Source organism: Micromonospora sp. NPDC047738, assembly GCF_040642675.1.
GTDB lineage: Bacteria > Actinomycetota > Actinomycetes > Mycobacteriales > Micromonosporaceae > Micromonospora.
Map to the genome: position 1 here is coordinate 1 of NZ_JBEYSO010000064.1, position 12,106 is coordinate 12,106.

At 69.4% G+C, this 12,106-nt stretch carries 9 protein-coding genes; 5 read left to right on the forward strand and 4 right to left on the reverse strand.

The window, feature by feature from the left end; all coding sequences use genetic code 11:
• Positions 1-393: transposase (locus ABZ783_RS36900; RefSeq protein WP_357447710.1), on the reverse strand; the 393-nt coding region annotated here is incomplete at its 3' end.
• Positions 394-944: 551 nt separating this feature from the next.
• Between ABZ783_RS36900 and ABZ783_RS36905 the strand changes: the two genes are divergently transcribed.
• Positions 945-1,511, forward strand: a complete 567-nt coding sequence (locus ABZ783_RS36905; RefSeq protein WP_357447713.1) for a hypothetical protein — start codon at positions 945-947, stop codon at positions 1,509-1,511.
• 116 nt (positions 1,512-1,627) lie between these two features.
• Here ABZ783_RS36905 and ABZ783_RS36910 read toward each other — a convergent pair whose 3' ends face one another.
• The 3 genes from ABZ783_RS36910 to ABZ783_RS36920 all read right to left on the reverse strand — a co-directional run bounded on the left by ABZ783_RS36910 (position 1,628) and on the right by ABZ783_RS36920 (position 6,910).
• Entirely contained in the window at positions 1,628-3,832 is a 2,205-nt protein-coding gene (locus ABZ783_RS36910) for a sulfatase-like hydrolase/transferase (RefSeq protein WP_357447716.1), read from the reverse strand.
• A 121-nt stretch (positions 3,833-3,953) separates the two neighbouring features.
• Positions 3,954-4,976, reverse strand: a complete 1,023-nt coding sequence (locus ABZ783_RS36915) for a formylglycine-generating enzyme family protein (RefSeq protein WP_357447719.1) — start codon at positions 4,974-4,976, stop codon at positions 3,954-3,956.
• A complete protein-coding gene (locus ABZ783_RS36920; protein ID WP_357447722.1) occupies positions 4,973-6,910 on the reverse strand; it encodes a sulfatase in 1,938 nt (645 codons plus the stop codon). The genes ABZ783_RS36915 and ABZ783_RS36920 overlap by 4 nt, the downstream gene beginning before the upstream one ends.
• A 960-nt stretch (positions 6,911-7,870) precedes the next feature.
• On the opposite strand from ABZ783_RS36920, the gene ABZ783_RS36925 reads away from it, so the two are divergent.
• The 4 genes from ABZ783_RS36925 to ABZ783_RS36940 all read left to right on the forward strand — a co-directional run.
• Positions 7,871-9,331, forward strand: coding sequence for an SDR family NAD(P)-dependent oxidoreductase (locus ABZ783_RS36925; RefSeq protein WP_357447725.1), 1,461 nt, complete (start codon positions 7,871-7,873; stop codon positions 9,329-9,331).
• Between the two features lie 291 nt (positions 9,332-9,622).
• Positions 9,623-10,018: a hypothetical protein gene (locus tag ABZ783_RS36930; RefSeq protein ID WP_357447728.1), complete on the forward strand. Its 396-nt coding sequence runs from the start codon at positions 9,623-9,625 to the stop codon at positions 10,016-10,018.
• Positions 10,019-10,156: 138 nt separating this feature from the next.
• Complete coding sequence (locus ABZ783_RS36935) at positions 10,157-11,506, forward strand: transposase (RefSeq protein WP_357447731.1); 1,350 nt, start codon at positions 10,157-10,159, stop codon at positions 11,504-11,506.
• Between the two features lie 73 nt (positions 11,507-11,579).
• Positions 11,580-12,106 (forward strand): IS607 family transposase (locus ABZ783_RS36940; RefSeq protein ID WP_357447734.1); only part of this gene is annotated, 527 nt, incomplete at its 3' end.

The window sequence follows — 12,106 nt, forward strand, 5'->3', positions numbered from 1 at the left end:
CAGGGTGAGCTGACCGTCCCGCCAGCGGAACGCGGAGCGGGTGTATTCGGCCGACGCCCGCGACTTGCGCTTGGACTTGAACCTCGGATACCGGGACCGCTTGTCCCAGAACGCCATAAACCCGGCCTGCAGATGCCGCAGCGTCTGCTGCAACGGCACCGAGGACACCTCGTTCAGGAACGCCAACTCCTGCGTGCGTTTCCACTCGGTCAGCCACCCCGACGACTCAACGTAGGTGGTGCGCCGGCGGTCCACCGCCCACGCCCGAGTGCGTGCTTCCAGCGCCCGGTTGTACACCAGACGCACGCACCCGAAGGTGCGGCCCAGCTGTTCGGCCTGTTCAGGGGACGGGTAAAAGCGGTACTTGTACGCCCGCTTCACCACATCCCCCACGCCTCACATTTTACCGTCCATGTAAGACACCCATCGCAAGGGAGGGAGCGGCGTTTCCTCCCGGCCGTAAACGGCCGGGTTTCCACGCCGCAAATCCGATGAAGAGCACCACCCACCTGACCGCCGCCTGCCACGTCCTGGCCAGTCCGTGCGTCTCGGGCATCACCGCCGACGCCGAGCGTCTCCGTCTGACCGTCGAACGCTCCATCGGCTTGGTCACGGCCCTGAACCCGCGCATCGGCTGCTCCGCCGCCTCCGCGATCGCCAAGGAAGCCCTCCACACCGGTCGGGCGGCCGCAGCGGCTCGTCGGATCCCCCGCCGCCACCGGTGGCCGGCGGGCGCTCGCAGCCGTGACGAGCGGTACGCGCGGCAAGTTCTCCGGGGCAACCCGTCGATCACCACTGCACGCCGTGGCACACCCTTCTCCGCCGTGGACGGTTCCACCTCTTCCCGGACACAGTGCTTTCGCGGTGCCGTTCCCCTCAAGGCGGATGCCTTGGCCGTTCCCTGCTGCCATAGGCGTGTCGGAGGTTGCGGTTAGTATCCGCGAGTGACGCTCACGCCTGATGACCTGACCGGTTACGTCGAGCGCGACCTCGACGCCGACCTCGCACGGTGGTTTCCCGGCCGTTCTCCCATCACCGTTCCTCGGGAGACCCGGCCGGTGGCACCGATGCTCGACCGCCTACCGCCGGCGTCCGCTGCGGCGCTGGCGGCATTCGACCGGCGCGTGCGGTCAGGGCGCATGCCGCAGTTCCTGGATGTGTACGACTGGTCCTACGGGTTCGACTTCGCTGCAAACGACTGCGGGATCCTGGACGCCGACTACCAGACCGAACTCACTGACGACGACGTCTACGCGATCGGTGCCGACGGCGGCGGCAACCTCTACGTGGTGCTCACCGACGGGCAGGTCGGCCTCTGGTTCCACGAGGAGGAGGTCGTCGAGGGCGGGACGCGTTTCGACAACCTTGACGTCTTCCTCTGGTCCGTCGTGCGCTATCACGCGGTGCGGGCGGGAGTGCTTGAGCGGGCTGCGGTCGAGGCCGACTTTCTGTCGCTGGGCCAGGACGGCGCGCTGCAGCCAAACCTCGGTCTGCTCAGCTCCATGAAGTAGAGCGGCGATCACATAGACACCGGGCTCCCGGTCTCACTTGACCATGGGGGTGGCCTACGGGCCACCCCCATGGGTCAACGTCGGTACGGCGCGGGCGGGCTCGCGGGGGCGGCGTGTTAGCCCAGCCGGACGAGAGCGTCTGCCCACGACGTGTGGTTGAAGCTGTTGCCGGAGTCGGCAGCGCGCACGATCAGGCGCAGGAGCCGGGCCCCTCGAACATCGACGTCCACCGGTTCGGGTCCGGTGGACGCCCGCAGCACACCGCTCGTGTGGACGAGTCGGTCGTCGGCCCACACCTCGGCGATCGTGTTGCCACGCGAGCTCTGCCGGGCGCTGAAGTCGTCGATCCCCACGATCGAGGTGAATCGGGCCGCCCGGCCTCCGACGTGGTAGGCGACCTCGGAGTAGGAGTGGACACCGAGGCCCTTGGCGTAGACGGTGCCGCTGAAGGAGATCGGCGTGCCGTCTCCGGCGGCCTGCCTGCCGTTACTGGTGTCCAGCTCCACCGGGCCCCAGCCGTTGACTGCGGTGATCCAGGGCAGATCGCTCAGGTACGAGTCGGTGGTCGGCGGTGATGGCGGCGGGGTGACGCGGCGCTCGGCGCGGAAGGTGAGCGGCGCGTCGCGGGCGACGGCGTAACCCGACACGGTCAGCGGCCACTCCTTCGCCGTGGTCTCCTCAGGCACCCGGACCCGCCAGGTGGTGCTCACCCGGGTGCCGGGGGCGAGGCGCCCAAGGCCCTGGCTGGTCACCGGCTCGGCGGTCCAACCCCGAGGTGCGGAGAGCACCAGCCGAGCGCCGGTCCAGGGTACCGCCGACCCGTTCGCGAGGGTGGCCGTGAGGTCGTAGGTCACGCCGGGGAGCAGCAGGTCCGGGGTGTCGAGGTCGACGCCGTAGCCTTCGCGCGTGACCTCGTCGATCCAGGACTGCCGCAAGAGGCCGACCAGCCGGGCTGCGACCTCGGGGTGGGCGGCTGCCAGGTCGGTCGTCTCGCCGAGGTCATGGGCAAGGTCGTAGAGTTCGACCTGCCACTGGTCGTCCGGGACGGTCCGATCCTTGCCCGGCGCCCAACGGATCGCCTTCCAGTTGCCTTCGCGGACGGCCTCGGCTGCCCGCTGCAAGCGGCCGTCATCGACGGCGCGGGCACGCTTGGTGTTGCCGTTGTCGAGCCGCCAGAAGTAGAGGTACGGCTGCTCGGCGGCCACGGTGGGACGCGGCTCGAGCAGCGAGCTGAACGACCGGCCGTCGATGTCGCGCGGTCCGGGGACGCCGGCCAGATCGGCCAGGGTGGGGAGCAGGTCGGTCTGCTGGGTGAGCCGGTCGGTCACGCCGGGCTGGATCCGGCCCGGGGCCCACGCTATGAACGGGATCCGGATGCCACCCTCGTACAGGTTGCGCTTGTAGCCGGTGAGGGGGCCGTTCGCGTCGAACCGGTCGGGGTCGAAGCCACCTTCCTCGTGCGGGCCGTTGTCGCTGGTGAAAAGGACCACCGTGGACTCGAGCAGTCCCTGCGCGGCGAGTTCGTCGACCAGCTCACCGACGTACGTGTCGATTCGGGTGACCTGGGCCGCGTGGCCTCGGTCCGCCGAGGGCCAGTCCTCGGCGGCGTACGGCTGCTGGTTGGGGACATCGCTCGGGGCGTGGGGAAGGTTCGGGGTGACCACGAGCAGGAACGGCTCGGAGCGGTGGGCCCGGATGAAGTTGAGAGCCCGGTCTTGGAAGAGGTCGGGGGCAAAGGTGGTCTTGGTGGACTCGTTCTCGGGCAGCTCGAGCCGCTCTCCGTTCTGCCACAGGTACGACGGGTAGTAGTCGTGCGCGTGACTGTGCGTGATGTATCCGAGGAACTCGTCGAACCCTCGGGCGTTGGGGTGGCTCGGCTGGTCGCTACGCTCGGGACCGAAGCCCCACTTGCCGAACAATCCCGTGCGGTAGCCCCGGGCGCGCAGCACCTCGGCGAACGTGGTGTCACCGTCGGAGAAGGCGATCGAGTCGGGGTCGCCGGCAGGGTTGTTGCGCACCGGCCCGTGACCGGCGTGCAGGCCGGTCAGCAGGGCCGAGCGTGAGGGCGCGCAGACGGCCGCGGCGGAGTAGGCGTCGGTGAAGCGCAGCCCCTCGGCGGCGAGCTGGTCCAGGCGCGGCGTCGCGATGGTGCGCTGCCCGTAGGCGCCGAGCTCGCCGTACCCCAGGTCGTCGGCCAGCACGAGCACGATGTTGGGCCGGGGTCGCCCGGTGGTCTTCGGCTCGGCTGCCGCGACGGACGGGACCGCTGCGACGCCTAGGCCGAGCGCGGTGCCGGCAAGGAGTTGACGACGACTGATCATGGCTTGGCTCCGTTACAAGAGATTGCAGGGAAACGGCGCAGCAGATCTCGGGCTCGGGTGATGAGCTGCCGACGGGCTGGCACGGGGCGTTTCAAAGACGTGGATGATGCGGGCGGGACGTTCAGGCGCAGCGGAAGCCGACGTTGGAGGCTGCGGAGTCAGGGGTGTTCCCGGAGCGGGCCGCGACCCGGTACCGGTAGCAGTAGGAGTCGTGGCACAGGAACGATCCGCCGCGCATCACGCGCCGGCCGGTGACGTCCGGTTCCGCTGGCCCGCGGGGGTCGACGACGCGGGTGCCGGCGCGCAGGGCGTAGGTGTCGATGGCGAACAAGTCCTCGCACCACTCCCACACGTTTCCGACCATGTTGAAGAGGCCGTAGCCGTTAGGCGCGTACTGCTTGACGGGTGCGGTGCCGATGAAGCCGTCTTCCGCGGTATTGAGGTGGGGGAACTCGCCCTGCCAAATGTTGCAGTTCCACCGACCGCGCGGGCGCAGCTCGTCGCCCCAGGGAAACCGCGCCCCGTGGAGCCCACCACGCGCGGCGTACTCCCACTCTGCCTCGGTGGGCAGACGCTTGCCCGCCCACGTGGCATACGCGCGGGCGTCGTTCCAGGTCACCTGGACCACCGGGTGGTTTTGGACGTCCGCGATCGAGGAGGCCGGCCCGTAGGGGTGGCGCCAGTCGGCGCCGCGGACCACGAGCCACCACGGGGTACCGGTGGCGGCCCCCAGGATGTCGGATCGTTCGGCGTTCACCTGCAGGTGGAAGACGGCGGAGACGCCGAGCACCTCGGCCTCGGTGACGTAGCCGGTGGCCTTGACGAAGGTCGCGAAGGCGGCGTTGGTGACCGTCGTGACGTCGATGGTGAAGGCGCTGAGGGCGACCTCGTGCACCGGTCCTTCCCCATCGCCCGGGTAGCCCTCATCGAAGGCGTCGCCCATGGCGAAGCTCCCGCCGGGGAGGCTGACCTGGCCGCGCGTGGAGCGCGACCGACCAGCCTCCGGGACGACGGGGTCCAGCTGCTGCGGCCGGCGGGCGATCTGGAGCAGCCCGCCGGCGGTCTGCTGCAGGCCGCCGGGTGCGCAGCAGCTCGGCGTGGTGGTGGTGGTCCCGGCGGTGCCATGGCGATGGTCGGAGGTCATCGGTCGGTGACCGCGCTGGGCAGCAGTGCCGGCACCTCGTCGCCCGGCGGGAACGTCAGCTGTGTCGGCTTGTCGTAGTGGGTGATCTTCCCGTTGGAGTACGCCGTGCCCTGGAAGGTGACGGTGATCGGGGGCTTGCCCTCGCGCAGCGTGGCCAGCGGGGCGTCGACGTCGTTGAGCCAGCGGATCAGCCGGCTGCCGAGCCGCTGGGTGACGTCTGGGTACGCCGCGGCCAGGTCGGTGGTCTCACCGATGTCGCTGGTCAGGTTGTACAGGCTCCAGTCCTGGGTCTCGTAGCGGTAGCTGAGCTTCCACGGCCCCGACTGGATCACCGTCTCGGGGCGCTGGTCCCGCACCCCGGCGATCAGGTATCCGGGCAGGTGCCAGAAGAGGGGCCGCACGCCGAGCTCAGCGCTCTCGTTCCTCCAGATTCCGCTGAGGTCCACACCGTCGGGGCGCAGGCCCTTGGGCAGGTGCGCACCGGCCAGCGACGCAAACGTCGGCAGGTAGTCGACCGCGTGGATCGGCGTCGAGTCGACCACGCCACCGTCGACCAGGCGCTCGTTCCTGCTCCACACGATGGCCGGGACCCGCAGCCCCCCTTCCCGCAGTTCACCTTTGTAGCCGCTGAGCCAGCCGTTGTCGGCGTTCGCGGTCCCACCGTTGTCGGAGGTGAACACCACGATGGTGTTGTCCGCCAGCGGGTGTCCCGGGTTGCGGGGATCCGGGGTGGTCTCGAGGTGGTCCACGATGCGGGCCAGCCCCTGGTCGAGGCCCTCCAGCAGCGCGGAGTACGACGCGTCAGCCGGGTGTCCGGCAACGGCCGCCTTGGCCCGGTACTTCGCGAGCAGGTCGGCGCGTGGCTGCTTGTCGCCGATCGGCTCGTGCACCGCGTAGTCGCTGACCCAGGTGAAGAACGGCTCGTCGGTGTGGCGGTCGATGAAGTCGATGGTCGCGTCGGCCACCGCGTCGGTCACGTGCTTGTCGGTGCCGACGAGGGCGTCCAGGGTCGCGTCGTCCACGCCGTGGGAGTGTGGCTTGATGTTCTCGTCGACGTACTCCTGGGTGTAGTCGGCCGCGAACGCGTCCAGCGCCGGGCCGATGCTGTTGTTGAACTTCCCGTTGATGGCGTGGTACTGGCTGGCATGTCCCGAGTTCGAGCCGCCCAGGTTCTCCTCGAACCCGAAGTCGGTCGTGATCTGATCAGCGGTCTTGGTCACGTGGAACTTGCCGACGTACCCGGTCGCGTAGCCGACGTCCCGCAGCGCCTCGCCCACGGTGTAGGCCTCGCCCGGCAACGCGTCGTCGCCGTCTGGGAGCCCCTGCGACGCACCGTCCAGCAGCGTGTTGTCCCCGCCGCGGTTGAGGTCGCCGACCAGGTAGAGGTTGTTCGTCGGCCGAGGCGCGTAGAGCCCAGTGAGGAGGGCGGCTCGGGTCGGCACGCAGTTGGGACCGCCATAGGCGTTGTCGAAGGCAACGCCCTCCTCAGCGAGACGGTCGACGGTGGGAGTTTCGTTGTAGGTGTTGCCCGACCCCTTGTTCGTGAGACCGGTGCTGACATCGGCCCACCCCAGGTCGTCGGCCAGCACGAACACAATGTTCGGCTGCCCAGGGCCGGCCGTCGTGGCCGCGGCCCGGTGCGGAGCAGCGGCGGCGCCTGGAGCAGTGAGAGCAGTACAACCCAGGGCGGCGGTGGCAGCAACTGCGCCCAGTCTCAGGGTCAACTGTGGCATCGGGGGACGTCCCTCCCAGCAAGTGAGTAAAGCGAATCGAATGTGACGAATCGCAGCGCCTTCGTTACCGCGGCGCAGCGAGCGGCCGTTGGTCGGCTCGCGGAAACTTTGCCGGTCGTCTTCAAGCCGGCGGCGGTTGAGAAGTCGGGGATGCGCGTTCAGCGGCAGCAGCCGCACGCGGTGGTCCAGCCACGGCAACATCCCCGCGACACCGCGAGCGCGGTGCGGTCGAGCAGGGCATCCTGGCGAGTCACGGTTGCGACGTTAACCCACTTTGCCTACCTGGAAAATAGGTATTCTACGTGCTGGGACGTCGGCCTTGTTGTTCCACTCGGCGTAGAGGTGTTCGAGCGCGCTCTTCAGCACCCCATGGTCGAGTGGTTGCACTCCGGGGTGACGAATACGAACCCGTCGATGAGCCGCGACCACCCCTTGGTGTACTCGTCGGCCTAGCGGCCGCCGGAGGCCGGCACGGGCTCGTCGAGGTGCGGCAGCGGGTGGCCCGCGAGATCGACGATCTCGCAATCGGCGTCAACGCGCGGCGACAGCCCTCGTGGCCGCTACCCTTCCCGGCGGCGAGCACCCTACAGCACCGCCTTACGCAAGCGTCCGAAGAGCCAAGCGCGGTGATACGGCCCGAGCCAGTGCCGGACCTTGCCACGCCCGCGCTCGAAGCGCTGCACTTCCTGGCCGGTCCCGGCGGGCCATGACATCAAGGATGGACGGCCGAGACGGACCAAGCCGAGGAGCAGCAGACCATCGACGGTCTCACCGCCATCCTCGAAGCAGCGAACTCGTAAAGACCACCAGACACACCACTCAACCGAAGACCACGAACGGCGGCTGCCGTACTGGCAGTGGAAACGCCTCTCGACGTCTCACACCACTCCCCTGCCGACCGTCGACCTGTTGCCGACCAGATGCGGACCGCCCATCTGTCCACGCGATCCGGAGCATCATCCGGCTGCACCAGGATGGAGCTGTGCTCGCCGAACCGACGATGCTCCTCGTCCACGGTCCGGCTCCTCACCTCGGCGGCGTGGGACGCCCTGCGGCTGCACCTCGAAAGCACCTTCGACCCCCGGTGCGCGTACAGTTCCGGGTCGGACTTGGGGCGGGCCGGGTAGATCCGGCGCAGGGAACGGGACGAGACAGCGACGCATGACGGCGGACAACATTACCGAAACCGGTCAATACGGCATTGACCCGAGCCGGCTGGAAACCTGTCTCAGCGTCTTTGAGGCGTTGGAGGATCTCCCTCCCGATCACCCCGACGTCGTGCGGGTGCAACGGGCCACCGCGAGGCTCTACAAGATGATCAAGCAGCGGCGACGCGAGGAACGGCGGAATGCCATCACGGCGGCCGACCGCGCGGTGACGGCGGCCACCGCCACCGGCGCCCCGGGCCGGATCGACGACGAGACCCAGGGCATCCCGCTCGCCTCCCCCACAGTGGGTGCCACGGCCGGCTTCCTGCACAATCCGCGCGCCTGCTACGTCTGTAAGCAGCGCTACCGCGAGGTGGACGCCTTCTACCATCAGCTCTGCCCGCCCTGCGCCGCGCTCAACCGGGAGCGCCGCAACGCCCGCACCGACCTGACCGGCCGGCGCGCGCTGCTTACCGGCGGCCGGGCGAAGATCGGCATGTACATCGCGCTGCGGCTGCTGCGCGACGGCGCGCACACCACAATCACCACACGGTTTCCGCACGACGCGGTCCGCCGATTCGCCGCGATGCCCGACAGCGGGGACTGGTTGCACCGCCTGCGGATCGTCGGGATCGACCTGCGCGACCCCGCCCAGGTGATCGCCCTCGCTGACTCGGTCAGCGGCCAGGGACCACTCGACATCCTGATCAACAACGCGGCGCAGACCGTCCGCCGCACACCCGGGGCGTACGCGCAGCTCGTCGCTGCGGAGGCGGCGGCCCTGCCGGACGGCCCGCTGCCGGAGATGATCACGTTCGCCAAACCAGCCGGCCAGGGCGACTTGGCGGGCAGCCTGATCGCCTCGCCACAGGCGGCTGCGATCCCCCCGCACGCGCTCACCGCGCTGGCGCTGACCAGCGGCTCCGCCTCGCCGGAACGGATCGCGGCAGCCACCGCCATCGACGCCGGCGGCCTGGTGCCGGACCTCGACCCGGTCAACAGCTGGGTGCAGCGGGTGCACGACGTGGACCCGATCGAGCTGCTTGAAGTGCAGCTGTGCAACGTGACCGCGCCGTTCGTGCTGGTCAGTCGGCTGCGATCGGCGATGGCCGCAGCGGCCGCCCGCCGCAAGTACGTGGTGAACGTGTCGGCGATGGAGGGCCAGTTCGCCCGCGGCTACAAGGGGCCAGGGCACCCGCACACCAACATGGCCAAGGCTGCGCTGAACATGCTGACCCGCACCAGCGCCCAGGAGATGCTGACCGATGGCATCCTCATGACCAGCGTCGACACCGGCTGGATCACCGACGAGCGGCCCCACCCGACGAAGATGCGGCTCGCGGACGCCGGCTTCCACGCCCCGCTGGACTTGATCGACGGCGCGGCCCGGGTCTACGACCCGATCGTCCGCGGCGAACAGGGCGAAGACCTGTACGGCTGCTTCCTGAAGGACTACGCGCCCTGCGCCTGGTGATCGGCACGCCTACCTCGCCACCGGCCGCCCAGCCTCAAGAGCGCATCGGCAAAGTCAGCGGGGCGGCCTGATCGAGAGGGCTGGTGCCGTGACCACAAACGTTGCCAGTGTCACGGCAAGGTCCAGGCGGCCATCCGGCATGGCTCCAATGCCGCTGGTCGTCGTCCGGACCCGGCGCGGCAAACGTCCCTGGACGCCGCATTAGCATCGATGCGGCGCGGGCGGGCCACTGCCCGACCGGAAGGGGGGCCAGTGGCGGTGAGACGGACATCGCTCCGGCGGTGGGCCGGCGTGCCCCGGTGGGTTCGGGTTGTCGTGATCGCCGCCGTCTGCGTCCTCGCGTACGGCGGGATCGTCCACCTGGGCGACCTGCTCGGCGTCCGGCCGGATGGTCCAAGCCCGTCCATCCCCATCTGGCTGATGTTGTACTTCACCTCACTGACCGTATTCGACCCGCTCGCGGCGCTGTTGCTAGCGCTACGCCGGATCGAAGGGCTGCTGCTCGGCTGCGTCGTGCTCGCCAGCGACGCGGCGGCGAATGGGTATGCCAACTACGTGCTGGACACCGCGCCGGGGATCACGCCCGGCCGGATCGGGCAGGCGGTAGTCACGGCGCTCGCTGTCGCCCTGATCGCGGCGGCGCCCAGGGCCGCGCCCTGGCTGCATCGGCCGGGATATGCCGGCTAGTGCGGTGTCCACTTACGTTCGCCGGGTTGGCCGCTGCCGGAAATTGTCGTACCCGTCGGGTTGGGTGTGGTTGTGCCTCGTCGTCGGGATCCCGCCGCGCCCAGGGTGGTGTACCGCACTGCTCGTGTGGCGTTGCGGGTGACGTCGGGGCAGCGGCGGCGGTGCTTCGGCCTGCTGCGCTCGGCCGGTGACGTGTGGGCGTGTGTCCTGGAGATCAACGGGTGGCGGCGTCGCCGCCATGATGCGCCGCTGGTTGGTTATCAGGCGTTGTGTCGGGAGCTGTCGGGGTCGGGGTCGGGCACGTTCGGGGAGTTGGACAGCGCGGGTGCCCGGTCGGTGTTGCGGCGGTTCTCCGATGCGTGGTTCGCGGCGGCGAAAGCCCGCCAGGACGGTGACCTGTCGGCGCGGTTTCCGCGGCGTCGGCGGGCGTTGATGCCGGTGCGCTGGTATCACGGCACGTTCACCCTGGAGGGGCGGCGGGTGCGTGTCCCGACCGCGCAAGGCGCGTCGCCGTTGTGGATCCGGTTGGCGCGGGAGGTGCCGTATCCGGTCGAGCAGGTCCGCTCGGTCACCCTGCTGTGTGAGGGCGGCCGACTGTTCCTCGACATCACCGCCGAGGTTCCAGTCGCGGTGTATCCGCCCGGTGAGGGGCCGGACCCGGCCAGGGTTGCCGGGGTCGACCTGGGGATCATCCACCCGTATGCGGTGGCTGGCCCGGACGGTGAGGGCCTGTTGGTGTCGGGGCGGGCGATCCGCGCCGAGCACCGCATGCACCTCGCCGACACCAAAACCCGCCGCCGCGCCGTGGCCTACCGGGCGCCGAAGCCGGGCCAGAAAGGATCACGGCGGTGGCGCAAATACCGCCGCCGTGCCCGGCTGGTGGAGGGCCGGCACAAGCGCCGGGTCCGGCAGGCCCAACACGAAGCCGCCCGCACCGTGGTGTCGTGGGCGGTGGAGCAGCGGGTCGGTGTGCTCAGGGTAGGTAACCCGCGAGGGATCCTCGACATCGACGCGGGGCGGCGGCACAACCTGCGGCTGCGGCAGTGGCAGATCGGCCGCCTCCTGCAAATCCTGGAAGACAAGGCCACCCTGGCGGGCATCACCGTCGACCCCGTCAACGAACGCGGCACGTCCTCCACCTGCCCCGCCTGTCTGCGGCGGGTACCGAAACCCCGCGGCCGGACCCTGACCTGCCCACACTGCCAGTTCACCGGGCACCGCGACCTGATCGCGGCCGCCATCATCGCCACCCGCACCCCGGGCGGCGGACCCACCACCCCCACAGCAGACATCGTGCTGCCGAAGGTGGTCACGCACCGTCGAGCCGGCCGACACCTACCCGGTGCCGGCCAGTCCCGGCGTGACCCCCGCCGCCCACCACAAGCGGCGAGAGGATCAGTTGGCCCGCGGAGGCCCGCCCCACCACCAGGTTGGGAGTCGCTCGCCATAACGGCGAGGATCCACAACGGTGCACCGGAAACCCGGTGAACGTTAGTGGACACCGCACTAGATCCTTGGGTTCGAGAATCTGAAAACCTGACCCACGCGCCCACTCAGTCAGATTCACGCGAGCGCAGGGGATTACAGGGTTAGTCCCCATACGGCGTATCGCTGGTTTCGTAACGGGACGCTTCCCGTGCCCGCTCAGCGTGTTGGGCCGCGCATGATCCTGGTGAACGTCGAAGCCAACACCACTGCGGAAGCTGTCGGAGGGCTGGGCTTGTATGCCCGTGTGTCCTCCCACGATCAGAAAAGTGACCTGGAGCGCCAGGTCGCCCGGCTGTCGTCGTGGGCTGTGAAGGCCGGTCACCGTATCATGCGTGTTGAGGCGGAGATCGGCTCCGGGATGAACGGCAGCCGCAGCAAGGCACGTCGCCTCCTCGCCGATCCGGACGTGACCACCGTGGTGGTGGAGCACAAGGACCGCCTTGGGCGGATGAATGTGGAGCTGGTTGAGGCCACTTTGTCCGCGCATGGCCGCCGTTTGGTCGTCCTCGATGACGGCGAGGTTGCCGACGATCTGGTGCGGGACATGGTGGAGGTGCTGACCTCGTTCTGCGCTCGCCTGTACGGCCGCCGCTCGGCTCG

Bases quoted from the DNA above. Each gene is read 5' to 3' on its own strand.
- ABZ783_RS36910 (WP_357447716.1), bottom strand. From the start codon at position 3,832: ATGATCAGTCGTCGTCAACTCCTTGCCGGCACCGCGCTCGGCCTAGGC.
- ABZ783_RS36915 (WP_357447719.1), bottom strand. From the start codon at position 4,976: ATGACCTCCGACCATCGCCATGGCACCGCCGGGACCACCACCACCACG.
- ABZ783_RS36920 (WP_357447722.1), bottom strand. From the start codon at position 6,910: ATGTTGCCGTGGCTGGACCACCGCGTGCGGCTGCTGCCGCTGAACGCG.
- ABZ783_RS36925 (WP_357447725.1), top strand. From the start codon at position 7,871: ATGACGGCGGACAACATTACCGAAACCGGTCAATACGGCATTGACCCG.